The sequence below is a fragment of the Paenibacillus xylaniclasticus genome (assembly GCF_004001065.1).
In the GTDB taxonomy this organism is placed as follows: domain Bacteria; phylum Bacillota; class Bacilli; order Paenibacillales; family Paenibacillaceae; genus Paenibacillus_T; species Paenibacillus_T xylaniclasticus.
The window spans coordinates 16,434-41,842 of record NZ_BIML01000030.1; the positions used below are offsets into that span (position 1 = coordinate 16,434).

21 protein-coding genes are annotated in these 25,409 nt (G+C 55.0%); all 21 read left to right on the forward strand.

Annotation, left to right across the window (positions count from 1 at the left end; all coding sequences use genetic code 11):
* The first annotated feature begins 3 nt into the window (after window positions 1–3).
* The 21 genes from purB to PXY01_RS19115 all read left to right on the forward strand — a co-directional run bounded on the left by purB (window position 4) and on the right by PXY01_RS19115 (window position 25,045).
* Complete coding sequence (purB, locus tag PXY01_RS19015) at window positions 4–1,299, forward strand: adenylosuccinate lyase (protein ID WP_127572198.1); 1,296 nt, start codon at window positions 4–6, stop codon at window positions 1,297–1,299.
* Window positions 1,300–1,497: 198 nt separating this feature from the next.
* Window positions 1,498–2,391, forward strand: coding sequence for a phosphoribosylaminoimidazolesuccinocarboxamide synthase (locus tag PXY01_RS19020; RefSeq protein WP_127572200.1), 894 nt, complete (start codon window positions 1,498–1,500; stop codon window positions 2,389–2,391).
* A gap of 67 nt (window positions 2,392–2,458) precedes the next feature.
* A complete protein-coding gene (gene purS / locus PXY01_RS19025) occupies window positions 2,459–2,701 on the forward strand; it encodes a phosphoribosylformylglycinamidine synthase subunit PurS (RefSeq protein WP_127572202.1) in 243 nt (80 codons plus the stop codon).
* Window positions 2,702–2,704: 3 nt separating this feature from the next.
* On the forward strand, window positions 2,705–3,400 hold the full coding sequence (purQ, locus tag PXY01_RS19030; protein ID WP_127572204.1) for a phosphoribosylformylglycinamidine synthase subunit PurQ: 696 nt from the start codon (window positions 2,705–2,707) through the stop codon (window positions 3,398–3,400).
* Window positions 3,378–5,624: a phosphoribosylformylglycinamidine synthase subunit PurL gene (gene purL / locus PXY01_RS19035; protein ID WP_127572206.1), complete on the forward strand. Its 2,247-nt coding sequence runs from the start codon at window positions 3,378–3,380 to the stop codon at window positions 5,622–5,624. The genes purQ and purL overlap by 23 nt, the downstream gene beginning before the upstream one ends.
* Window positions 5,609–7,090 (forward strand): amidophosphoribosyltransferase, encoded by a 1,482-nt coding sequence (gene purF, locus PXY01_RS19040; protein ID WP_127572207.1) that lies wholly within the window; start codon window positions 5,609–5,611, stop codon window positions 7,088–7,090. Before purL ends, purF begins: the two co-directional genes overlap by 16 nt.
* A 116-nt stretch (window positions 7,091–7,206) precedes the next feature.
* Entirely contained in the window at window positions 7,207–8,253 is a 1,047-nt protein-coding gene (purM, locus tag PXY01_RS19045; protein ID WP_127572209.1) for a phosphoribosylformylglycinamidine cyclo-ligase, read from the forward strand.
* Window positions 8,253–8,861, forward strand: a complete 609-nt coding sequence (gene purN, locus PXY01_RS19050; RefSeq protein ID WP_127572211.1) for a phosphoribosylglycinamide formyltransferase — start codon at window positions 8,253–8,255, stop codon at window positions 8,859–8,861. Before purM ends, purN begins: the two co-directional genes overlap by 1 nt.
* Before the next feature lie 294 nt (window positions 8,862–9,155).
* Window positions 9,156–10,703, forward strand: a complete 1,548-nt coding sequence (gene purH, locus PXY01_RS19055) for a bifunctional phosphoribosylaminoimidazolecarboxamide formyltransferase/IMP cyclohydrolase (RefSeq protein WP_127572213.1) — start codon at window positions 9,156–9,158, stop codon at window positions 10,701–10,703.
* A 214-nt stretch (window positions 10,704–10,917) separates the two neighbouring features.
* Window positions 10,918–12,183 carry a phosphoribosylamine--glycine ligase gene (gene purD / locus PXY01_RS19060; protein WP_127572253.1) on the forward strand — a complete coding sequence of 422 codons (1,266 nt, stop codon included), beginning with the start codon at window positions 10,918–10,920 and terminating at the stop codon, window positions 12,181–12,183.
* Window positions 12,184–12,829: 646 nt separating this feature from the next.
* Window positions 12,830–13,513, forward strand: coding sequence for a carboxymuconolactone decarboxylase family protein (locus PXY01_RS19065; RefSeq protein ID WP_127572215.1), 684 nt, complete (start codon window positions 12,830–12,832; stop codon window positions 13,511–13,513).
* 282 nt (window positions 13,514–13,795) lie between these two features.
* The gene (locus PXY01_RS19070; RefSeq protein ID WP_164744490.1) at window positions 13,796–14,092 is read left to right on the forward strand and encodes a hypothetical protein; all 297 of its coding nucleotides are present in this window, start codon (window positions 13,796–13,798) and stop codon (window positions 14,090–14,092) included.
* Between the two features lie 70 nt (window positions 14,093–14,162).
* Entirely contained in the window at window positions 14,163–15,809 is a 1,647-nt protein-coding gene (locus tag PXY01_RS19075) for a DHA2 family efflux MFS transporter permease subunit (protein ID WP_246028007.1), read from the forward strand.
* A gap of 119 nt (window positions 15,810–15,928) precedes the next feature.
* Window positions 15,929–17,122 carry a LuxE/PaaK family acyltransferase gene (locus PXY01_RS19080; protein WP_164744492.1) on the forward strand — a complete coding sequence of 398 codons (1,194 nt, stop codon included), beginning with the start codon at window positions 15,929–15,931 and terminating at the stop codon, window positions 17,120–17,122.
* 37 nt (window positions 17,123–17,159) lie between these two features.
* The gene (locus PXY01_RS19085) at window positions 17,160–17,528 is read left to right on the forward strand and encodes an iron-sulfur cluster assembly scaffold protein (RefSeq protein ID WP_127572223.1); all 369 of its coding nucleotides are present in this window, start codon (window positions 17,160–17,162) and stop codon (window positions 17,526–17,528) included.
* Entirely contained in the window at window positions 17,528–18,709 is a 1,182-nt protein-coding gene (locus tag PXY01_RS19090; protein ID WP_164744493.1) for a cysteine desulfurase family protein, read from the forward strand. Before PXY01_RS19085 ends, PXY01_RS19090 begins: the two co-directional genes overlap by 1 nt.
* A 38-nt stretch (window positions 18,710–18,747) precedes the next feature.
* Window positions 18,748–19,050, forward strand: a complete 303-nt coding sequence (locus PXY01_RS22645; RefSeq protein WP_218028234.1) for an acyl carrier protein — start codon at window positions 18,748–18,750, stop codon at window positions 19,048–19,050.
* A gap of 12 nt (window positions 19,051–19,062) precedes the next feature.
* Complete coding sequence (locus PXY01_RS19100; protein ID WP_127572227.1) at window positions 19,063–20,823, forward strand: fatty acyl-AMP ligase; 1,761 nt, start codon at window positions 19,063–19,065, stop codon at window positions 20,821–20,823.
* A 14-nt stretch (window positions 20,824–20,837) separates the two neighbouring features.
* A complete protein-coding gene (locus PXY01_RS19105; RefSeq protein WP_127572229.1) occupies window positions 20,838–23,396 on the forward strand; it encodes a type I polyketide synthase in 2,559 nt (852 codons plus the stop codon).
* Window positions 23,342–24,520: a flavin-containing monooxygenase gene (locus tag PXY01_RS19110; protein WP_164744494.1), complete on the forward strand. Its 1,179-nt coding sequence runs from the start codon at window positions 23,342–23,344 to the stop codon at window positions 24,518–24,520. Before PXY01_RS19105 ends, PXY01_RS19110 begins: the two co-directional genes overlap by 55 nt.
* A gap of 87 nt (window positions 24,521–24,607) precedes the next feature.
* Complete coding sequence (locus PXY01_RS19115; protein WP_127572233.1) at window positions 24,608–25,045, forward strand: MarR family winged helix-turn-helix transcriptional regulator; 438 nt, start codon at window positions 24,608–24,610, stop codon at window positions 25,043–25,045.
* Window positions 25,046–25,409 lie beyond the last annotated feature (364 nt).

Sequence of the window (25,409 nt, forward strand, 5' to 3'; positions counted from 1 at the left end):
ACGATGTTGGAGCGTTACAGTAGACCAGAGATGAGAGCGATCTGGACCGAGGAGAACAAATTTAAAGCATGGCTCGAGGTTGAGCTTTGCGCGTGCGAAGCTTGGGCAGAGCTTGGCGTTATTCCGCGCGAGGATGTTGAGGCGCTGCGCCGCAGCGCAAGCTTCAGCATTGACCGTATTAACGAGATCGAGCTTGAGACGCGTCATGACGTTATTGCGTTCACTCGCGCGGTCTCGGAGACGGTCGGACCTGAGCGCAAATGGGTTCACTACGGTTTGACGTCTACTGACGTCGTCGACACGGCGAACGGTTATCTGCTTCGCCAGGCGAACGAAATTTTGCGCGCGGATATCGAGCGCTTCATTGAAATTCTGCGCGGTCAAGCTGTGAAATACAAAGATACGCCGATGATGGGACGTACGCACGGCGTGCATGCCGAGCCGACGACGTTCGGTCTGAAGCTGGCTCTCTGGTATGAAGAGATGAAACGGAATCTTGAACGGTTCAACCGCGCGGCTGACGGTGTGCAATACGGTAAAATCTCCGGTGCAGTCGGCACGTATGCGAACATCGATCCGTTCGTAGAAGAATACGTCTGCCGCAAGCTTGGAACGAAGCCGGCGCCGATCTCTACTCAAACGCTCCAACGCGACCGCCACGCCGAATATATGGCTACGCTGGCGCTCATCGCAACGTCGCTCGACAAGTTTGCAACGGAAATCCGCGCTCTGCAGAAGAGCGAATTCCGCGAGGTTGAAGAGCCGTTCGCGAAGGGTCAGAAGGGCTCATCGGCAATGCCGCACAAACGTAATCCGATCGGCTGCGAGAACATTTCCGGTCTTGCCCGCGTCATTCGCGGCCATATGTTGAGCGCATACGAGAACGTGCCGCTCTGGCATGAGCGCGACATCAGCCACTCGTCGGTTGAGCGCATCATTCTGCCGGACGCAACGATGCTGCTGAACTATATGCTGAACCGTCTGGGTAATATCATCGCGAATCTGACGGTATTCCCAGAGAACATGAAGCGCAATATGAGCGCAACGTACGGCGTACCGTTCTCCGGCCGCATCATGACGAAGCTGATCGACAAAGGCTTCAGCCGCGAGCAGGCGTACGACACCGTTCAGCCGCGTGCGATGCAAGCGTGGGAGACGCAGCGCCAGTTCCGCGACATCATCAACGAGACAGAAGAAATTACAAGCGTGCTGTCGCCGGAGGAAATCGATGACGCATTCAACCCTTCGTGGCATTTGAAGCATGTGAATACGATCTTTACTCGCTTAGGGCTGGTGTAAGCGAAGCAAGCGAAACGCGAATAGTACGGACGAGGATACGGATTATAGATACACCAACAAGTGGAGCGGTTTCAACAATGGGAACACACTCCACAAGCAGAGAAGCAGCGCCTTCCCGAAAGCCCGGAGGATTCCGATCCTCTGGGACCTCCCTTGCAGGGTGGGTTGGGGCGGGTAGTGAAAGAGGGGGAACGTTTGATGGCATCCCAAGCATTATCGACGGCAGTCGATTATATTAAAGCGCCGCTCGTGTACAAAGGGAAAGTGCGTGAGCTGTACGATCTGGGCGAGCACTTTCTGATCGTCGTAACGGACCGGATCAGTGCTTTCGACTATGTATTAGATCCGGCGGTGCCGGAGAAGGGCAACGTGCTGAATCGACTGGCTGCATTCTGGTTCGAGCAGACAGCGGACATTCAGTCGAACCATGTCGTTCATACTGACGTGGACAAGCTGGGTGATATCGTGACGGAGCCGGAGCTGCTGCGCAACCGGATTATGGTGACGAAGAAGGCTGAACGTATCGACATTGAGTGTGTCGTACGTGGATATATCACAGGCGGAGGCTGGAGACAATACCAGAAGACGCAAGCGATTAACGGCATTGAGCTGCCGGCGGGCCTCCGCAAGAACGAGCGATTCTCGCAGCCGATCTTTACGCCTGCGGCGAAGAACGATGTCGGTCATGACGAGGACATTCCGTTCGAGAAAATGCAGGAGCTCGTAGGAGCAGAGCTCGCGACAGAGCTTCGCGACCGCAGCATCAAGCTGTACCAATATGCGCACAGCTACTGCGCGGAGCGCGGCATCGTGCTTGCCGATTGCAAGTTCGAATTTGGCCTGATCGACGGCAAAGTTATTTTAATTGACGAAATTTTTACGCCGGACTCTTCCCGATTCTGGGCTACAGACAAATACGAGCTTGACATCGAAATCGACAGCATGGACAAGGAACCGGTTCGTACTTACCTCGCCGGCTCCGATTGGGATAAGAACAGCAAGCCTGATCCGCTGCCGGCATCGGTTGTGGAAGAAACAACCCGCCGTTATCTCGATATTTACCGCCGTCTGACGGGCGCAGAACTGAACTAGCTACAGCCGGGTCGATACCCGATCGAATAGATATAACGACAACCACTCTTTAGGAGGAAACACGACAATGAAAGCAACGGTATACGTGACGATTAAAGAAAACGTATTGGACCCGCAAGGAACGGCGGTTCAAGGCGCACTCCACACGATGGGCTTCGCGGAAGTAGAAAGCGTACGCATCGGCAAGTACCTTGAGCTCGAATTGGACACAAATGACAAAGCAGAAGCAGAAGCACGTCTCAAAGCAATGTGCGAGAAGCTGCTGGCGAACGTGGTTGTCGAAGACTATCGCTTTGAACTGGAGGGCTAAGACGTGAAATTTGCGGTACTCGTATTTCCGGGCTCCAACTGTGATATTGACTGCTATAAGGCGGTAGAAGATACGATCGGTCAAGAGGTTGACTACGTATGGCATACAGCAACAGACCTGTCCGCTTATGACGCGATTCTCGTGCCGGGCGGCTTCTCCTACGGCGATTATTTGCGTTGCGGCGCTATTGCTCGCTTCGCGCCGGTCATGAACGAAGTGGTGAAAGCAGCTGAGCAAGGCAAGTTCATTCTTGGCATTTGCAATGGCTTCCAGATTCTTACCGAGGCAGGCCTGCTTCCAGGCGTACTGCGCCGTAACAAAAATTTGAAATTCCGTTGTCACAGCGCGCTGCTCGAAGTGGTGAACAACAGCACGCCTTTTACGAACCAATACAGCAAGGGCGAAATTATCGATATTCCGATTGCACACGGCGAAGGCAACTACTACTGCGACGATGAGACGCTGGCGAAGCTGCAGGCGAACAATCAAATCGTCTTCCGTTATAAAGCGGGTGCGAACCCGAACGGTTCGGTTGACGATATTGCAGGTATTAGCAATGAACGCGGCAACGTTGTCGGCATGATGCCGCATCCAGAGCGTGCGGTCGATCAAATTCTTGGCTCGGAAGACGGCAAACGGATGTTTACGTCGATTTTGAATGCATGGAGGGAACAGCATGGCGCAGCAGTTAACGGCTAAGGAGCCAACCGCAGAACAAATCGCGGATCAGAAGATTTATCAGCAATTCGGTGTGAGCGACTATGAATACGAGCTTATCTGCGGATTCCTCGGCCGCAAGCCGAACTACACGGAGATCGGCGTATTCAGCGTTATGTGGTCGGAGCACTGCGCGTACAAGAACTCCAAGCCGATTCTGAAGAAGTTCCCGATTACAGGGCCGAAGGTTCTGATGGGACCGGGCGAAGGCGCCGGTATCGTCGACATTGGCGACAACCAAGCGGTTGTATTCAAAATCGAATCGCATAACCATCCGTCGGCGGTTGAGCCTTATCAAGGCGCGGCTACGGGCGTTGGCGGCATTATCCGCGACATTTTCTCGATGGGTGCTCGTCCGGTAGCGCTGCTTAACAGCCTCCGTTTCGGCCGTCTGGAGAATGAGCGCGTGAAATATTTGTTCGAAAATGTTGTCAGCGGCATCGCCGGTTATGGCAACTGTATCGGCATCCCGACGGTTGCGGGCGAAGTGATGTTCGATGAAAGCTACGAAGGCAATCCGCTCGTCAACGCAATGTGCGTCGGTCTGATCGATCATGACAAAATTCAGCGCGGCGTTGCGAAGGGTGTAGGCAACCCGGTATTCTACGTCGGTCCGGCAACAGGCCGCGACGGCATCCACGGCGCAACGTTCGCGTCGGTTGAGCTGTCGGAGGAATCCGAAGAGAAGAAGACAGCTGTACAAGTCGGCGACCCGTTCATGGAGAAGCTCGTTATGGAAGCGACGCTGGAGCTTATCGCCTCCGGTATCGTCCTTGGCATCCAAGACATGGGTGCGGCAGGTCTGACGTGCTCTAGCGCCGAGATGGCATCCAAAGCAGGTAACGGTCTCGAGCTGTACCTCGACGAGGTGCCTCAGCGTGAGAAGGATATGACGCCTTACGAAATGATGCTCTCCGAGTCGCAAGAACGGATGCTGTTCGTTGTCGCTCCTGAGCATGAGGCACAAGCGAAAGAAATTTTCGACCGTTGGGGCGTTATTTGCGCCAAGGTCGGTAAAGTAACGGACGACGGCCGTCTTCGCCTGTTCCACAAAGGCGAGCAAGTGGCGGACATGCCGGTGAAAGCGCTCGTTGACGAGTGCCCGGTATATAACCAGCCTTCGGCTGAACCGGCTTACTACCGCGAATTCGCGGCAATTGATACGACTGCATATCCGGAAGTTACGGATCTGACGGGCGCGCTGAAGCAAGTACTCGCTTCGCCGTCTGTTGCGAGCAAAGAGTGGGTTTATAATCAATACGACTACATGGTACGCACGAGCACGGCTGTTCAACCGGGTTCGGACGCGGCAGTCGTCACGATCCGCGGTACGCGCAAAGCACTTGCGATGACGACAGACTGCAACGGCCGTTACGTATACCTCGATCCGGAAGTCGGCGGACGTATCGCGGTAGCGGAAGCTTCCCGCAACATCGTCTGCTCAGGTGCTGAGCCGCTTGCGGTGACGGACAACCTGAACTTCGGCAGCCCAGAGAAGCCGGAGGTGTTCTGGCAGATCGAGAAAGCAGCAGACGGTATGAGCGAAGCTTGCGTGACGCTTGAGACGCCGGTTATCGGCGGTAACGTCTCGTTGTACAACGAGAATGCCAAAGGCGCGATCTATCCGACGCCGGTTATCGGCATGGTCGGTCTCGTGCATGACCTTGATCATATTACGACGCAATCGTTCAAATCCGAAGGTGACGTCATCATTCTCCTCGGCGAGACGAAGGCGGAGATGGGCGGCAGCGAGCTGCAGTATGTGCTGCAAGGCAAGACGGAAGGTCGTCCGCCGCAAATCGACCTCGCGGTTGAGAAGCGTACGCAGAACGCTGTGCTGGAAGCGATTCGCGCAGGTCTTGTTGCATCGGCGCATGACTTGTCTGAAGGCGGTCTGGCAGTTGCGGTAGCGGAGTCCTGCTTCGGTACGGGCCTCGGCGCGGATGTGAATTTCGTTACGTCGCTGCGTCCTGACCATGCGCTGTTCAGCGAATCGCAATCGCGCATTCTGCTGTCGGCGAAGGCGGACAAAGCAGAGAAGCTGGTTGCGCTTCTGAACGAGCGCGGTGTTGCGAACGCGACAATCGGTAAAGTAACGGCAGCTAGCACACTGAACATTCAAGTGAACGGCAACCAGGGCATTTCCGCACCGGTTGAACAACTGGAGAAGGTCTGGAAGGAAGCGATCCCATGTCTCATGAAGTGAAGCAGCCGTTAAAGCTGTGGACCGGAGACCATTATAACGAAGGTATCGGACGGGACGATATTTTTGACAAATTGCGTGAGGAGTGCGGCGTGTTCGGTGTGTTCGGATGTCCGAACGCCGCTTCCCTTACTTACTACGGTTTGCATGCACTGCAGCACCGTGGCGAGGAAAGTGCAGGGATTTGTACCGTTGAGGGTAACAACCCTCGGAGCTTTAACTACCACCGCGGCATGGGTCTTGTGAAGGAAGTGTTCACGCAGGATGTGCTGTCGACGCTGAAGGGCGACCGTTCAATCGGTCATGTCCGCTATTCGACGTCGGGCGAGAGCAGACTTGCGAATGCACAGCCGCTTATTTTTAAGTACCGCGACGGTGACCTTGCCATCGCAACGAACGGCAATCTGGTTAATGCGCCAGAAATTCGTCAGGAGCTTGAGCGCAAAGGCTCGATCTTCCAGACGTCGAGCGATACAGAGGTTATTGCTCACTTGATCGCTCGCTCGGACAAGGATTTCGTCGAGGCGGCTCGCGATGCGCTGCAGCGCGTTGTCGGCGGCTTCGCGTTCCTGATCATGACGAACGATAAGCTGATTGTCGCTTCGGACGTTAACGGACTGCGTCCGCTCGCGATGGCGAAGCTCGGCGACGGCTATGTGTTCTCCTCGGAGACATGCGCCTTCGAGGTTGTCGGAGCAGAATTTGTCCGCGATATTATGCCAGGCGAGATGCTTGTGCTGGATCGCAACGGCATCAGCGAAGAACGGTTCGCACCGGCTTCGCGTAATGCGGTGTGCGCGATGGAATATATTTATTTTGCTCGTCCGGACAGCGATATTCACGGTGCAAACCTGCACATGACGCGTAAGCGGATGGGGCAGCGTCTTGCCTTGGAATCGTTCGTCGATGCGGATATTGTCACCGGCGTACCGGACTCTTCGATTTCGGCGGCGATCGGCTATGCGGAGCAGACGGGTATTCCATATGAGCTTGGCTTAATCAAGAACAAATATACGGGCCGGACGTTCATCCAGCCTTCGCAGGAATTGCGTGAGAAAGGCGTGAAGATGAAGCTGTCGGCGGTTCGCAAAATCGTCGAGGGCAAACGCGTCGTTATGATCGACGACTCGATCGTCCGCGGCACGACGTCGCTTCGCATCGTCAACCTGCTTCGTGAAGCAGGCGCGACCGAGGTGCACGTTCGCATTACTTCGCCTCCTTTTGCTAACCCTTGCTATTATGGCATTGATACGCCGGACCGCCGTGAGCTGATCGCTTCGTCGAAGACGGTAGAGGAGATTCGTCAGGCGATTAACGCGGATTCGCTTTATTTCTTGAGTGATGAAGGGCTTGTTGATACTGTAGGCATCGGTTCGAACCTCGAGAATAGCGGGCTGTGTATGGCGTGCTTCAACAACCGTTATCCGACGCCGGTTAACGAGGAGTCGGATAAGAGCTGCAGCTGCTAAGCTGTAATGGAGGCATAAGGGCTGCGCGTACCCAAAGTACGTGCTGCCTTTTATCGATACAATTGGGATAGGCCCGTTAAACGGGATTACGATGTTGAATAAGGAGTGACGTGAAGGTGTCATCTGAAGCTTACAAACAAGCCGGCGTCGATATCGCGGCAGGCAATGAAGCAGTCGAACGGATGAAAAAGCATGTGAAGCGGACGTTCCGTCCGGAAGTGCTGACCGATCTTGGCGGCTTCGGCGGCCTGTTCGGCCTGAACAAGGACAAATACGAGGAGCCGGTACTCGTATCCGGTACCGACGGCGTCGGAACCAAGCTGAAAATCGCCTTCGCGATGGACAAGCATGACACGATCGGCATTGACGCGGTCGCAATGTGCGTGAACGATATTATCGTACAGGGCGCTGAGCCGTTGTTCTTCCTCGACTACCTTGCGTGCGGAAAGGTTGAGCCGGAGAAAATTGAAGCGATCGTCAAAGGTATTGCAGACGGCTGCCAGCAAGCAGGCTGTGCGCTGATCGGCGGCGAAACGGCCGAAATGCCAGGCATGTACCAAGGCGAAGAGTACGATATCGCAGGCTTCACGGTCGGTATTGTTGACAAGAAGAAGATTATCGACGGCTCGACGATTGCTCCTGGCGACGCGGTTATCGGCGTAGCATCGAGCGGCATTCACAGCAACGGCTACTCGCTCGTTCGCCGTCTCCTGCTTGAGCAAGCTGGCTACAGCTTGCAGGATGCGCTGCCTGAACTGGAAGGCAAAAAGCTGGGCGACGTGCTCATTGAGCCAACGAAAATTTATGTTAAATCCGCGCTGGCGCTTGCTGAGCAAGTGAACGTCAAAGGCATGGCGCATATTACGGGCGGCGGCTTTATTGAAAATATTCCACGCGTGCTGCCGGAAGGCGTAAACGTGAACGTCGAGTACGGCTCGTGGCCGATCCAGCCGATCTTCAAGCTGATGCAGGATAAAGGCTCCATCACGAACCGCGACATGTTCACGACGTTTAATATGGGTATCGGTCTCGTCGTTATCGTTCCGGCTGATCAAGCAGATAAGGCGCTGAGCGTGCTTGCCGAGCAAGGCGAGAAGGCTTACCGCATCGGTGACGTAACGGCAGGCAGCCGTATTGTAACGTTCACGGGAGCGCAAGTGTAATGAGTAAATTACGCGTTGCGGTATTCGCATCCGGTCAAGGCACCAATTTTCAGGCGCTGGCCGATGCGGTCCGGGACCAAAAGCTCGATGTAACCATCGAGCTTTTGGTGTGCGATAGGCCTTCGGCTCCGGTGGTGGAACGCGCCAAGCTAGCCGGAGTGGATGCGTTCGTATTTAAGCCGAAGGATTATCCGTCCCGCGAAGCCTATGAAACGGAAATTGCTGCGGAGCTTGAACGCCGTGGTATCGAATTGATCGTGCTGGCGGGATATATGCGGATCTTGACCCCAGTGCTGGTTGATGCCTATTATGGGCGGATGATTAATATTCACCCTTCGCTGCTGCCGGCCTTCCCGGGCGTGAACGGCATCGGGCAAGCGTTGGAGTATGGTGTGAAGGTGACCGGTGTAACGGTACACTTTGTGGACGGCGGGCTGGACAGCGGTCCGATCATCGCGCAGCGGGTCGTCGAGGTTGGTCCGGACGACACGGAATCGTCGCTCGCCGAGCGGATTCATGCTGCGGAGCAGGCGCTGCTGCCGTGGGTCGTGCAGCAAATCGCTCACGGCCTCGTCCAGCTCGACGGCCGCCGCGTGACGATCGGGTAAGGCGCCGCGACGGAGGCGCACTCGCGATTGCAACGCGGGCGTCCGGCCAGCGGCGCGCGATGGCGTCGGCGCGTGAGATAGGTGCCGAAAGCACCTAATGGCGGCGCAAGCGGCGACGTCCGCGAAATAGGTGCCGAAAAGCACTTATTTACTGCGGGCAACTGGCAGCAGCGGCGGTAAAGACAGCCGTTTCGATAAAAGCAGCATTACAGCGCAGGCTTTCGTGCGATAGGCGGTCGACATACCTGCTGGGCACGGGAGTGTGCAAATAAGGATATAAGGAGGGCCATCAAGTTGGCTATTCGGAGAGCGTTAATTAGTGTATCGGACAAAACAGGTATCGTTGATTTTTCCCGCGAGCTGGCGGCATTGGGCGTACAGCTGATCTCGACGGGCGGCACGAAGAGCTTGCTGGAGAAGGAAGGCGTGCCGGTTATCGGCATTTCGGATGTAACGGGCTTCCCTGAAATTCTCGACGGACGTGTCAAAACACTGCATCCTGCTGTTCACAGCGGACTGCTGGCGGTTCGCGACAGCGAAGAGCATCAGCAAGCGATGAAGGACCTCGGACTTGATTACATCGACCTCGTCATCGTGAACCTGTATCCTTTTGCTGCGACGATTGCTAAGCCAGACGTAACGTATGAAGATGCGATCGAGAACATCGATATCGGCGGTCCGACGATGCTTCGTTCGGCGGCGAAAAACCATGCGTTCGTTACAGTTGTAGTCGATTCGAACGACTACGCAACAGTGCTGGAAGAAGTGAAAGCAGGCCAAGACACGACGCTCGAAACGCGCAAGCGTCTGGCAGCGAAGGTGTTCCGTCACACAGCTGCTTATGACTCCCTGATCGGCGACTACCTGTCCAAGCAAGTGGGAGAACCGCTGCCTGAGAAGTACACAGTAACGTACGAGAAAGTCCAAGACCTCCGCTACGGCGAAAATCCGCATCAAAAAGCGGCCTTCTACCGTAAGCCGCTTGCTCAAGCGGGCAACATTACAACGGCTGAGCAGCTGCACGGCAAAGAGCTGTCGTACAACAACATCAACGATGCGAACGCGGCTCTTGCAATCGTGAAGGAATTTAATGAGCCGGCCGTTGTTGCGGTTAAGCATATGAACCCATGCGGCGTCGGCATCGGTAAAGACATCCATGAGGCGTATCAAAAAGCGTACGCGGCTGACCCAACGTCGATCTTCGGCGGCATCGTGGCAGCGAACCGTACGATCGGCGCAGATACGGCAGAACTGCTCAGCCAAATTTTCCTTGAAATTATCATTGCACCTGACTTTACGCCAGAAGCGCTGGAAATTTTGACGAAGAAGAAAAATATTCGCCTGCTCAAGCTCGGCGAGCTGCAAGCAGCCGGAGAGCGCAAGCCAGAGCTGCTCGTGACGTCGGTGGACGGCGGCATGCTCGTGCAAGAAAGCGACGTTCACTCGCTGACGGAAGCGGACCTGCAATGCGTTACGAACCGCAAGCCGACGGAAGAAGAGCTGAAGCAGCTGCTGTTCGGCTGGAAAGTCGTGAAGCATGTGAAATCGAACGCGATCCTTCTGGCGAAAGACAACATGACAATTGGCGTAGGCGCAGGTCAAATGAATCGTGTCGGTGCGGCGAAAATCGCTATCGAGCAGGCGGGAGAGAAAGCCAAAGGCTCAGTGCTTGCCTCGGATGCTTTCTTCCCAATGGGAGATACGGTTGAGGCTGCGGCGAAAGCTGGTATTACGGCGATTATTCAGCCGGGCGGCTCCGTGAAGGACCAAGAATCGATTGATGCGGCGAACGCGAACAATATCGCAATGGTATTCACGGGCGTACGTCACTTTAAGCACTAGGCAACAGCTAATCGACTTTAGCAGTCGCCAATACAGCTGCCGCATCGGTATGCAGGCTGCAATGCCGTAAGTAATGACCGGAGCGGATTCGGATCACACCTTATACGGACGGACGCGATGCGATTGCATGGCGTCCATTCGTTCATTCAATGGCATACCAAAAGACAAAATGCCGGCGAACGGGCCGGAGAGAGCAATAATGGGAGGGTCTATGATGCGTATTCTAGTAATCGGCGGCGGCGGTCGTGAGCATGCCATCGCATGGGCGTTGAAGAAGAGCGAGAAAGTGAAAGAAATTTATTGTGCACCAGGTAATGCTGGTATCGCACAGGTGGCGGAATGCGTGCCGATCGCTGTCAATCAATTCGATGAGCTGATCCAATTCGCAAGCGACAATTCGATTGATCTTGTCGTTGTCGGACCGGACGATCCGCTTGCAGAAGGTATCGTGGATGCTTTCGAAGCGAAGAACATTCCGATTTTCGGACCTCGCAAGAATGCGGCAGAAATCGAAGGCAGCAAAATTTTTATGAAGAACCTGCTCAAAAAATATAACATCCCGACGGCGAAGTACGAGACGTTCACCGATTACGAAACCGCTCTCGCATATTTGCGTCAGCAGGAAGCGCCGATCGTCATTAAAGCGGATGGCCTTGCGGCCGGCAAAGGCGTAACGGTTGCCGCAACGCTCGAAGAAGCGGAGCAAGCGCTGCGCGCAATGATGGTCGAGAAAGTGTTTGGCGAGTCCGGTAACCAAGTGGTTATCGAAGAGTTTTTGTCCGGTCAGGAAATGTCGATCCTGGCATTCGTCGATGGCGAAACGGTACGGGCCATGGTTCCGGCACAAGACCATAAACCGGTATATGACGACGACAAAGGACCGAACACGGGCGGCATGGGCACTTATACGCCGCTGCCGCACATCGATCCAGCGATTATCGAAGAGGCAATCGAGAACATTATTAAGCCGACCGCCAAGGCGATGGTCAGTGAAGGTCGTCCGTTCCGCGGCGTCCTATTCGCCGGTCTCATGATCACGAAGGACGGTCCGAAAACGATCGAGTTTAACGCACGGATGGGCGATCCAGAGACGCAAGTGGTGCTGCCGCGGTTGAAGACCGATTTGGTGGATATCATTTTGGCAGCGATGAACGGTCGTCTCGACCAGCTGGACATTCAATGGGACGATGAAGCTGCGGTATGTGTCATTATGGCATCGGAGGGCTATCCAGGCTCGTATCCAAAAGGCCGCGTTATTGAAGGCATCGCTGAGGCTGAAGCGCAAGGGGCGCTCGTCTTCCACGCGGGCACGGCGTTTAAGGATGGTCAAGTTGTGACGAGCGGTGGACGCGTGCTGGGCGTCGTCGGTCGCGGCCGCGATATTGCACAGGCGCGTGCACGCGCATACGAGGCTGTCAGCGTCATCAAATTCGAGGGCAGTCATACGCGCTCGGATATCGCAATGAAAGCATTGCGGTAACGTACGAAGGGGTTGTCCAGAAAGTCAGTGCCAGCTGACTGACGGATGGCCCCTTTCCTTTCTTTATTTCCTCATTCGCAAATAGGCCGACACAAGCCTAACGCGAAAAGTATGCACAAAGTGCACTCTTCCTCTACTCCTCTCTCATCATATGGCAAAATTACCGCAGTGGATGCAGGAATTCGAGCTCGACGCAGAATGACAGAATGAGACGGGGTGCTAACGCAGCCCTTGAAGACGACGAAAAATTTGTGAGTTATATTCGGTGAAAAGCAACTGGGACTAACGCCGTCTGCTGCAGGATCGGGCTTAGGTCTTGAAGATAGGCGGCGAGCAAGTGGGCGTAGAACTAAAGAGCCATATAATTATGATGATCTCCACACAAAATTTAGTTTGATATAAAAGTAAATATGTAAGGTGAGAATAAATAAAAATATCGAGAAAATGTTTTTCGCAAACATGGTTAATGCTTATGGACTATAGATATTTTACGGAAAAAATCCTATTATACCAGATGTAAGTGATGCCCAGGCATCGAGGATCGGAATAGATTATCGTTCGAGCAACCCAAATGTTTTGCCCATTGACAGTGAAACTTTAGTTAGATATCATAATATCGAATTCAAGAAATGGAGGGATTTGTCAAATGTCTAATTCGTTATATCAACGCTCGAATCTGGCCCGTGTACCTGAGCTCCAGAAGCTTATTCCGGACGGAGCGAATGCATTCTTTAAGTTCATGCATGAGGCGTTCGCACCGCGTTTGTTATCTGCTCGTACCAAAGAATTAATTGCAGTCGCTGTGACCCATGTAACAGGCTGTCCATACTGCATCGATGTTCATACGGGAAAATTCAAAGGCTATCAGGGCACGCCGCAGGAAGCGGTTGAAGCGGTGCTCGTTGCAGGCGCGGTCAATGCGGAGACGGTTCTGTTCCACAGCGCTAACGCTATTAACACGATGAACGGCAAAGGCGGCCCAGAGGACCCGCTGTATGCTTCATCTAACATGGATGTGTACAACAATGAAGCGAAGCAAATGTCGCCGGCCGCATTCGAAGCGTTCGACCGCTTTACGGAAGAAGCATTCCGCGAAGGTGCGGTGGATGCCAAGACGAAAGGGCTGATCGCCTTCGTTATCGCGCATGTTAACGGCTGCGCCTACAGCATTGACCGCCATTCCCGCCGTCTTGCTGAGGTTGGAGCGACGCGCGAGGAAGCGCTTGAGGCGCTATTTATCGGCGGTGTTGCGAATGCGGGCTATGTGTTGACGCACGGCATTAACGCGCTGAACGCGTTCGACCAGGCAGGAGTAGCAGCGAACAGCTAAAGGCAGCAGCATACAAGCTAATGTGAGGGAGTCAATCGGCATCTAGACAGCCTATATGGCTGGATGCTGCCGAATGCCGAATGCATGCTCAACCGGGCGCGACCAGTGCAGGCGCGCCTGGTGACAATCGATGAAAGGCAGGTGATAAGATTTGACGACGACGACGATTGTCATTATTTGCGTGTGCGTCTGTGTATGTACGGTAACGGCGTTTGCAATGTTTCGGAAGAAGAGAAATGCACGCTGAACAACAAGGAAGAATCAACGAGGAAGTGAATGAACATGGACCAGTTGAACGATCAGCAAGAACGATTGACCGAGCTGGATGAGCACGCTCGCCGTCAACGGCGCAAAGGGATGCTGTGGGTTGGCATTTCTTTCATTCTATGCCCATGTCATCTCCCAATTACGCTCATGGTATTGTCCTTTCTGCTCGGCGGCTCTGCACTCGGTGTCGTGTTCCGCGATAACTTGATTATAGCGGGTATTCTGACGACTTCGATATGGGCCGCTGGCACCTGGTATGGTTTTAGAAAAATGCGTACGGCGACCTGCTCCATTACTCCGCGCGCCAAATAATTTTCCTACCGTAGCCCGTTATCGGAGCTGCGGTTTTTAAAGACAATACAAGGGGATGACGGAAGTGGGAATGAAATATACCGCGGACGATGCGGCCGCCGTCAGGTCGGCTGCATCGGAGCAGGAAGGGCAGAAGCCGGGCATGATCCGAGTGATGGTGATCAGTCTTGCCCTGTTCGTCATCCTTCTGGACAGCACCGTCGTCAATATTGCGTTATCCAGCATCATTGAGCGGTTCGGCATGAGTCTTGATACGGCGGCGTGGATTATGAACGGGTATACGATGACGGTAGCGATGCTGCTCGTGTTCATGGGCAGGCTGGCGGATCGTGTCGGAAAATACCGGCTGTATCAGATCGGCTTGCTCGTGTTCTTAATCAGCTCCCTTCTCTGTGCCTTGGCGACGGGACCTGAGCTGCTCATTGTCTTTCGTGTCCTGCAAGGCATTGGCGGAGCGATGGCGATACCAGCCAGCATGGGTCTTGTCCGTACGGCTGCGCCTGAAGGCAAGGTCGGTGCAGCGATGGGTATATGGAGCGCGGCAGGGGCATTGGCGATTGCATCCGGTCCTGCGCTTGGCGGCGCGTTGACTGAGCTGGCAGGCTGGCGGGCTGTGTTCTATATTAACGTTCCGGTCATCGGAGCTGCACTTTTGTTCATGCTTCGGTTGTTCAAAGATTATCGGGAAGAGAGGGTGAAGTTTCGGCTTAACCCCATCTCGACCATATTATTAAGCGGGTGTATTTATCTCCTGACGGATTCATTGCTCTCTGGGCAGGAGCAAGGCTGGACTAGCTGGCGAATCCTTAGCGGCTTCAGTTGTGCGGTCGTACTGTTCCTCGCCTATATCGTAACGGAACGAAGATCGAGCACCCCGCTTGTTGATTTCCGTCTATTCCGCAACCGGGCGTACATGGTCGGTGTAAGCTCGAATTTTTTGGGCGGTATGCTGCTGATGGGGATTATGATTTTGGCTCCGCTCTATTTTACTGAGGTACGGCATTATTCTACGATTCACGCATCGTTAGCAATTACACCACTATCCGCCATTCTACTCGTTGCTGCTCCCCTCGTCGGCAAGTGGGCCGAACGTGCCGGCGCCGTCCGGCCGCTAACCGCAGGCTATGCCATCGCTCTTATCGGGTGCGGGATGATGGCTGCCATTCAATCCGATTCTTCCATGCTCTACATCATAGCTTCACTTACGATCGTCGGAACCGGCGTCGGCTTCATTGCCGTCACCAGTCTGATGCTAAGCACGCTCAACGTTCACCCTGCCGATATCTCGATGGCCTCCGGCGTATTCGCGATGATGCGCAATTTGGGAGGTGCCGTCGGTGTCGCTTTGTTCGTGTCGGTCATGCTCAGCTCATTCCATGGGTCTGCGGCAGCGATGGAGAATGCTGTAACGGCGCAAGTCGAGCAGTCCGATTGGCAGCAGCAGGCCAAGAGCGAAGCGATTGCCTCGGTGCATGCTTACTACGCATCGTCTGCTGCGCAAACCGCTGATGAAGCCGTGCTGGCAGCGCTTAGCCTAGGCTCGCTCGAAGAGGAGCAGTCCAGTCAGTTGAAAGCTTGGCTGACGGCTGAAGCCGAGCGGGCCGAAGCGTCTTCCATGGGGCGCGCCTACTTGGGAGGAATGGTTCTGACGGTGCTGTTCATGACGGCGCTGCTCACTCTTCGCGGACATCGGGCTACGCAGGCGGCAAGCAAGTGAGATGTAGGTATGGTGAATCCAATAGGGCTGAAATGATGCAGATGATGCAGTTGGTGCATAAGCTGCTGCAGCTGTTGATGCAGACGAAATCATTAGTTGACCAATAAAGGAGAATGATTATGCAGCAGACCGATAACAACCCAATATCGTTGGAAGCGTTAAGGGCGATAGGGATTGACCCTGTCGCCGCTGTCCTTGCCTCGACAAGGACGCTGCTCAGACAACCGCAGCAGAAGCAGGAGGCCATTCGATTCCAGCTGCTGCAGGATAGCTTCCGTTATCATTACGAGAACAACCGCGTCTACCGTGAAATTGCTGAAGAGCGCGGCGTACATCCGGATCAAATCCGGCAAATGGAAGATCTGCTTCGCATTCCGTCCATTCCGATTAAGAGCTTCAAGGATGTTAACTCTCATAAGCTGCTGACCTTGCCGCTCCAAGCGCTGGAGCATGAGCTTCGCAGCACGGGTACAAGCGGGATTCCGAGCATTTCGCGGCGGGACTCCATGACGGTCGACCGTACAGTCGTCGGCATATACGCTATCCTTCGCGATATGTTCGGGTTATTCGGCGGAGCTGGTCTGTTCTTGTCACCGTCTGCAGAGGATATGCCGGAGATGGGATTGGTGAAGCTGATCAGCATGTTCTCCGGTCTGCTGGATACGACGAGCTATTTCATCCATCATTCCACGTTTAATCCTCAAGAAGCGATTGATCAGCTGAACAAATGGGAAAATCATCATACGCGCCATATTATCGGCCCTCCGTTCGTCATTGACAGACTGGTCAAGTACATGGCGGAGAACGATATAAAGCTGCAGCTTGACCGGAATACGAAGGTCATTACGCTCGGCGGCTGGAAGCGCCATACCGGACAGGAAATCGATGCGGTTGGATTCCGCGCTGCATGTGCGGCCGCTTTCGGCATTACGGAAGGACAAGTCCGGGACATGTATGGGCTGGTCGAGACGAATTTCATGGCGGTGGAATGTGAGCATCATCGCAAGCACATCCCTCCTGCCGTTCACTTCTCGGTACGCAGCCTGGAGGAGCCAGGCCGCGAGGTCGCTAATGGTGAGCTGGGACTTCTTCATGTCATGGACCCTTCATGCAGGTCGTATCCGGGCTTTATCCAGACAGAAGACATCGTTTATTTGAGCGATGGCGAGTGCGAGTGCGGCCGTCATGGTCAAGTGGTTCATTATATGTACCGTGCACGCGGGGCGGAGATCGGATGCTGCGCCATTAATCTGGAGAAGCACATGGAGGATAAGGAGCAAAGCTGGAGCAGCTGCTCTATCCAGAACCGATGAACGATAAGCCGACTGATCAATCAGAGGGGGGACAATCATGTACAACGAGATTGTAGCGAAGCATTTTATGGAGCCGGTCAATGTCGGCGAGCTTGAATCGCCGGATGAGACGGTTCGGATCGGCAACGCTGTATGCGGCGACACCATCATTATGCATTTGGCGCTTCAGGAAGGTCGCATAACCGATGTGAAATACCGGGCATACGGCTGCGCTGTATCCATCGCGACGGCGAGCATTGCCAGTGAGTTTTTTATGGGCAAGGAATTGAAGGAGCTCAGCGCGCTGGACAATGCAGAGCTGGCTGCCCTTCTCGGTGATCTGGAGCCGAATCAGAAGCACTGCATCGACATTATGCTTGAGCTGCGTGAACAGGTATGTGCGACGGTTCAAGGAGTCGGCGGCTGATGCGAAGCGAGACGTATTTCGACTATAACGCGACATCGGAGCTGGACGAGCAAGTACGGCAGGCGATGATCGACAGCATGAGTGTGTACGGCAATCCGTCCAGCCGTCACAGCTACGGGGCGGCTGCCAAAACCATCGTCTCCGAAGCGAGAGCAGCGGTTGCTCGTTTGATGGGCTGTGAGCCAGAAGCGATAAAATTTACGTCCGGAGGCAGCGAGTCCAACAACTGGGCGATCAAAGGGCTGTTGGAAGCTAACGGAGCTCGCGGAGAAGCCCATATTATTACGACGGAAATTGAGCATCCATCCGTCCTGCAGGTGTGCGCGTATTTGGAGCGAACGGGGCGATCGCGCGTCACTTATTTGCCGGTTAACCATTGTGGGGCTGTATCGATTGAAGAGCTGCAAGCGGCTATTCGCCCGGATACGAAGCTCATTACGATCATGCTCGCGAATAACGAGATCGGAACGATTCAACCGATTCGTGAGGCGGCGCTGCTGGCAAGAAGCCGCGGCATTCTCATGCATACGGATGCGGTGCAGGCAGCCGGCAAACTGCCGCTTAACGTCCGGCAGCTTGGCGTCGACGCACTTTCGATGTCCGCCCATAAATTTGGCGGCCCGAAAGGAGTTGGAGCCTTATATGTACGGCCGGGCGTAGAGCTGGAGCCGCTTATTCACGGCGGCGGACAGGAGTTCGGGCTGCGCAGCGGGACGGAGAACGTAATTGGACTGGCCGGCTTCGGCAAGGCAGCGGCGATGATTGACCGGGCGAAGCTGGAAGCGCAGCTGAAGCGCTGGAGCGAACTGAAGCGCATGGCCGTCGGCAGACTGCAGGAGCTCGTGCCGGACTGCCGATTGAACGGATCGGCGGAAGAAAGCGAGGCGCTGCCGAATACGATCAATTTCGAAATCGGCGGTATTCGAGGCGAATCGCTTGCCGGATACATCGGCGTTAAGCATGGAGCGGCCGTATCGGTCGGCTCGGCTTGCAGCGCGACGAAGCAGTCGATGCTGTCCCATGTACTGCGCGCGATCGGCAGGAACGAAGAGCAGATTCGAAGTGCGATTCGGATTAGTCTCGGACCGGCGGTAAGCGAAGCGGATATAGAGCGGTTATGCTGCCAGATTGCTGAAGCGGCTTTACATTTGCGGACGGTTGCGGCAGTAGGCAGTGTATAGAAATCTTATACTTAAATTGGAAGCGGGAGTGTGTAAAAGTGTCGCAACCGATTGATTTGAGGGGACATACCTTAGAATCGATTCGTCAGACGATTAAACAGACGATATTGATCAAAAATTTGGAGCTGCGCGGAGTTACCGAAGCAGATATCGGCGACGATATGCCGTTGTTTGGCGAAGGGCTTGGGCTTGAGTCCGTCGAGGCGTTCTATATTGCAGCAGGCTTGCAGGAAACGTTCGGCATTCAGATTGATCGCACGAAGCTGCATCAGATGAGAGATCATTTTCGTTCCGTCAATACACTAGCCTTGCTCGTCGCCAGCTGTCTGGCGGATAAGTAGGGAGGGAACGCGATGATGAAGACAGGAGCGATGTTTCAACATTTGGTCGATCTGTTGGAATATCGGGCGTGGTCGCAGCCTGACTTAGTGCTGTATACATTTCTGGCGGACGGAGAACGAATCGAGCATAAATTGACGGCGGCAGAGCTGAGAGAACGTGCCGTCGCGACTGCAGCTGCGCTGCAGCAGATCGGCAGCCCCGGCGAACCCGTGCTGCTGCTGTATCCGCCGGGCATCGAGTTTCTGGTCGGCTTCATGGGCTGCGCTTATGCCGACATGATTGCCGTGCCGGTCTATCCGCCTCATCTGCGCAAGCCGACGCCAAGACTTGCCGCCATTAGCAAGGATACGGGAGCAAAGATCGCGCTGTCGACGCACAAGCTGTGCGAGGATGTGCGGGAGGCGGCGCTGCAAGGCGATCATCTGTCGTACTTGAACGGACTTCGCTGGCTTGCAGCCGATAAGCTGCCAGAGGGGTTAACCTGGAATCCACCAGCGATCGATGGCAACGGAGTCATGTTCCTGCAGTATACGTCCGGCTCGACGTCAACTCCGAAGGGCGTCATAGTGTCACATCAAAATTTGTTATTTAATATGTCGATGATGGCGAAGTACTTCCAGCTGTCGCCGCAGACACGGGGTGTCAGCTGGCTGCCGGCTCATCACGATATGGGCCTCATCGGCAAGCTGCTCACGGCACTGCATACCGGCTACAGCCTGACCTTCATGTCGCCGGTCAGCTTTATGCAGAAGCCGCTTCGGTGGCTGCAGGCTATTTCGCGTACGAGGGGGACTTACAGCGGAGCACCGAACTTCGCTTACGAGCTGTGCGTAGCCAAGTTCAAGGAGGAGGCGGCCGAAGGGCTTGATCTGAGCAGCTGGGAGACGGCGTTCAACGGAGCCGAACCGGTGCGGAACCAGACGTTAGAGAGGTTCGCAGCGTGCTACGCGCCATACGGCTTCCAAGCGAAAAGTCTTGTGCCGGCTTACGGTCTGGCTGAAGCTACGTTATTCGTGACCGGCTGCCGCCGGGACTCCGCGGCTTGGCGGACGATCACCGTCGATAGCCGAAGCGTACAGGCGAGCGAAGTCGAGCTTACAGAGCCGGACGCGGAGTATGCACAGACGATGGTAGCATGCGGCAGTATTCCGCCGGAGCAGAAGCTTGCCATCGTCGATCCGGCGACGTCGAACCGTCTGGCGGACGGGACGATCGGAGAGATTTGGCTGCATGGCGCAAGCGTTGCGAAGGGTTATTGGGGTAAGTCGCAGGAGTCGAGCCAGTCGTTCGAGGCGCGCATTGCGGGCGAAGGCGATACGAAGTATTTGCGCACAGGCGATCTCGGCTTTACGTTGGACGGCGAGCTGTATATAGCAGGACGGATGAAAGACGTGATCATTATTCGCGGCTGCAACCACTACCCGCAGGATATCGAGCTGACGGCGCAGCAGGCGCATCCCGCTGTCAAAGAGGATTGCATTGCCGCATTCGTCGAGCAGCGTGACGGCGACGAACGGCTGGTCATTGTCGCGGAGATTAATCGGGAATACCGGGTGCGCGGCAGACAAGGGGAGAACGGAGCAGCTGAGATTAAGCGGCTAGTGGCTGAAGTATCTGCAGCCGTTCGGCAAGCGGTATCTAATGAGCATGAATTGACTGTGCACAGCGTCGTACTCATACGAGTAGGCACAATTCCGAAGACCTCGAGCGGCAAAATCCAGCGTCAGTACACGAAGCAGCTGTATGAGCAAGGAAAGCTCGAAACGTTGTAAGAGAAGGGGGCAGCGTGGCGACTGTGTTGAACAATCGGGAAAAGATAGAGTTATGGCTGCGGGAACAGGTTGCTGCGAGATTCGGGATTGACCGGGAAGAAGTGGACGCGTCCCGTCCATTCTCCTACTATGGCATCGATTCTGCGGAAGCGATGATCATGTGCGGTGACTTAGAGCAGCTGCTTGAGCGGGAGGTTCCGCCGACGATGCTGTGGGATTATCCGACGATTCATGAGCTTGCCAGCGCTGTTGAGCAAATAGGCGGAGTAAGGGAACGCCGGGAGCAGGAAGAATTGAAGCGGGAGCAGACAGCGCCGACGCGGGAGCCGGTTGCGATTGTCGGCATTGGCTGCCGATTTCCTGGCGCCAACGGTCCGGCTGCGTTCTGGCGTCTGCTGCGGGAGGGGGTAGACGCTGTCGTGCCGTATCCGGCAGCCCGCGAAGAGCTCGGCCGGCAGCTATCGTTCGAAGGGCCATACCGGCAAGGGGGATATCTCGAAGGGATCGATCGGTTCGATTATAAGTTTTTTCACTTGACTTATCGGGAAGCGGTTCGGATGGACCCGCAGCAGCGGGCGCTGCTGGAGGTGACTTGGGAGGCGTTCGAGGATGCCGGCATCGTGCCGGACGAATGGAAGGATACGCGGACCGGTGTATTCATCGGGATATCCAATAGCGATTACGGCCGTTCGTTGCTCAACGATCCGGAGCAGTCGACGATTCATGCGATAACAGGCAGTTCGCTTAGCATCGCGGCGAACCGGCTGTCGTACGCTTTCGATCTGAGAGGTCCTAGCGTGGCGGTCGATACGGCATGCTCCTCCTCACTTGTCGCCCTTCATCTGGCTTGCCAGAGCATCTGGCATGGAGAATCCGATCGGGCGATTGTGGGCGGCGTGAATCTGCTGTTGTCGCCATCCATTACGGATAGTCTCGACAAGGCGGGCATGATGGCGGCTGATGATCGGTGCAAATTTTTGGATCAGCGCGCTGACGGCTATGTGAGGGGCGAAGGGTGCGGGGTGCTGCTGCTTAAGCCGCTCTCCAAGGCGCTAACAGATAAAGACGACATTTATGCGGTGATTGCCGGCAGTGCCATGAACCAGGACGGCCGCAGCAATGGGCTGACGGCGCCGAACCGGCTTGCCCAGGAACGGGTGCTGCAAGATGCGTACCGCAGCGCCGGCATCGCGCCTGCCGCGGTCAGCTTAATTGAAGCGCATGGAACAGGAACGTATCTCGGAGATCCGATCGAGGTTGAGGCATTAAGCAACGTGCTTGGCGCCGGCCGTCCGAGCAACCGGACCTGCTGGATCGGCTCCGCTAAGACGAACATCGGGCATCTAGAATCCGCTGCCGGTATAGCTGGCGTTATTAAGGCGGCGCTTGCGATCAAGCATCGGCAAATACCGGCAAGTCTTCATTATACTGAACGGAATCCGCATATTAGCATGGATCAAATGCCGTTTTCCGTACCAACCTCGCTTATGAATTGGCCGGATGACGGACCCGTAGTCGCTGGAGTCAGCTCCTTCGGCTTCGGCGGGACGAATGCGCATGTCGTTATAACCGAGCCGCCTGATCCGCCTGCGAGTATCGCTAATTATGCTGCCGCGGCTTCAGCTAATCTGACCGCACAGAAGGTGGAGCAGCAGGAGCTGCTGCTGTTGTCGGCACGTACTGCTGGATCGCTGCGCGGACTGGCGGCGAAGCTGGCCAAGGAGATGGCGGAGCTGAAGGACCGGCCGTTTGGCCGCTTGTGCAGGTCGCTGTCAACATGCCGGAAGCGGGAGGTACACCGGCTGGCAGTAACGGGCGCAAGCTATGAGCAGCTTGCAGAGCGGCTGTCGGCATTCGCCTTAGGCCAATTGAGCGGCGGGTTAGCCTCAGGTGCTGCCCGTTCCAATTCAGCAGCTGTATGGTTGCTGTTCCCGGATGCGGACAACCTCTCCCAAGAGACGGTTCAACTATTCGAGGAATGGCGGAATGATTTACAGCTTAGCCAGCCGGTTGCGATGCTGACCCGGTTGTATGAAGACCGGTTCGGAGAGTTGCCTTCCTCTTCGCTTGCAACGGAGCTATTTATTTACCAAATTGCGATGAGTCAATGGCTGCAGCGGCAAGGTGTTCCATTAGCCGGCTGCCGGGGGATTGGCGCAGGCAAGCTGGCGGCGGAGTGCGTGATGGGCACGCTTACGCTGGAGGAGGCGCTGCTGAAGCTGCGAACGGATAGCGGTGCGCCGTTGAAGGATCAGACGGATACAGAGCAAAGCTGGCCGTCTGAAGGAGACGCCGCTGTCGTTGCGGTGCTGCATCCGCTGCTGAATGAAGCATATCGGCTAGTAACGGATCATGCTGCATCCGTTGTGACGGCATCTGGCGATGCGGGCATGCCGCCGACGCTTGCGTTAGCCGGCCAGCTGTTCGCTGTCGGCGTCGACATTCGTCATCCACGCGACCGAGAAGTCGGAGTAAGAGGCAGCCATATGCTGCCGACCTATGCATGGGAGACGGAATCGTGTTGGCCTTCCAATACGGACGGCGCGTCGCCGTCATTCGTCTGCTTTTGTTAGAAGGGCGGGGGATAATGATGCGTGAGATCGATACGTTAATTATCGGAGGAGGTCAAGCCGGCCTTGCTGCCGGCTATTATTTGCAGCAATCGGGAGTGCCGTGCCTGATCGTCGATGCGAATGAAAGGGTAGGCGACAGCTGGCGCAAAAGATACGATTCGCTGAAGCTGTTCACGCCGCGCAGATACAGCGCCCTGCCGCCGATGGCGATGCGGGGCAAGCCCTGGGAGTACCCGAATAAGAATGAGATGGCGGACTACTTGGAGGAATATGCGTTAGCGCTGGAGCTGCCTGTGCAGATGAATACTCATGTAACGGCGGTATTCAAGCGGCAGGGGCAGTTTATCGTGGAGACGAATCAGGGAACGATAGTTTCCAACCGCCTTGTCGTTGCAAGCGGTCCGTTCCAGAAGCCGCATATTCCGGCATTCGCGGAGAAGCTGTCGACAAGAGTCAAGCAGCTTCATACGTCGGAATACAGACATCCAGGCGATATGCCGACTGGTCGGCTCGTCATTGTCGGCGGGGGCAATTCCGGTGGACAAATCGCTTATGAATGCGCTTCGACGCATAAGGTTGTACTGTCGGCAAGCAAGCCTATTAATTATTTGCCGTATAAGGTGCTGGGCAGAAGCTTATTCTGGTGGTACGAGCGAATTGGACTGCTGCGCAAAGGGCCGGAAACAAGGCTCGGCAGCAAGCTGAAGAACAAACAAGACCCGCTGTATGGCTTCGAGCTGAAGAAGGCGATTGCCCGCGGCGAGCTGTCGCTCGCGCCAAGGGCGGTTGATGCAGAGGAAAGCACGATGATATTCGAGGACGGCTCACGGCATGAGACGGACGGCGTGTTATGGGCGACCGGCTTTCAGTCGGATTACAGCTGGCTTCAAATTGACGGCTCGAAGGACACCAGCGGCATGCCGCTGCATGAGAAGGGCGTCTCCCCCGTTGCCGGGCTCTATTATGTCGGTCTTCCGTGGCAGACATGCCGAGGTTCTGCCTTGATCGGCTGGGTCGCACTGGATGCTTCGCGTATCCGGGATGTGATCGTCGGACAGTTCAAGAGCGGGAAGACGGTTAAGGCGGCTGCAGATCAAAGCCGTGCTGCCGCTAATCTTAAATAGATTTTACGTGCAGCCATTCTTATATAATGCGTATATTGCGGAGATGAACAAAGACAAGAGGGCAATGAGAAAAAGGGATGTGGCCGCATGGATCAATTGCTGGTATCGACAACCGGGTTTTGGTTGAAAAAAAATTATCGCAATATTTGTAATTTTCTGGACCAACGACTGACTTCATTAGGGGTGACGAACTCACAGCTTGGCGTGCTTATGATGCTCTGGGAGCAGGAAGGGGTCACGCAGAAGCAAATCGTGCAAGTGCTCGGCATACAGCCAGCGTCATTGACGTCACTGCTGCGGGGACTTGAGGAGAAGGCGCTTGTTCATCGGGAGCAGGATAAACACGATTCCCGCATGAACCGTATTTATTTGACTTCTCTTGGCAGGTCGATTAAGGAAGAGTCGCTGACAATAACGGAAGAGGGTGAGAAGCTGATCCGGTGTCATTTGACCGAGGAAGAGGTTGCTTTGCTGCTCACTTGGATGAAGCGAATTAACGACAGCTTCGAGCCTTCGCCGTCTTAATGGGATTATGAAGCAGCCTGCACGCTTATTCGCTGCAGCCTATGCGGTCTGTGACCGTAAGCGAAGGATTTGGCTGCATGAGCGGCAGGCTTACAATTCCGTCACTCCTTATAGAATAAGGAGCTCCGTTTGGTCATCACGTATAGGATGGCGACGATGACACCAAGCACCAAAATCGTGCCGATCCAATGCTCCGTCAACCATTCGATCCATAATGGCATTGCCAACATCTCCTCTCTGCTCCGCAATTGATACGATTATTATGAGCCGCCCACAAAAAGCTATCCCTATTGACCGGTTGGATATGCTTTTACCCGTTGACAATGTCAAGGGAAGGGTGGTATTCTTTTATCAACAATTCATA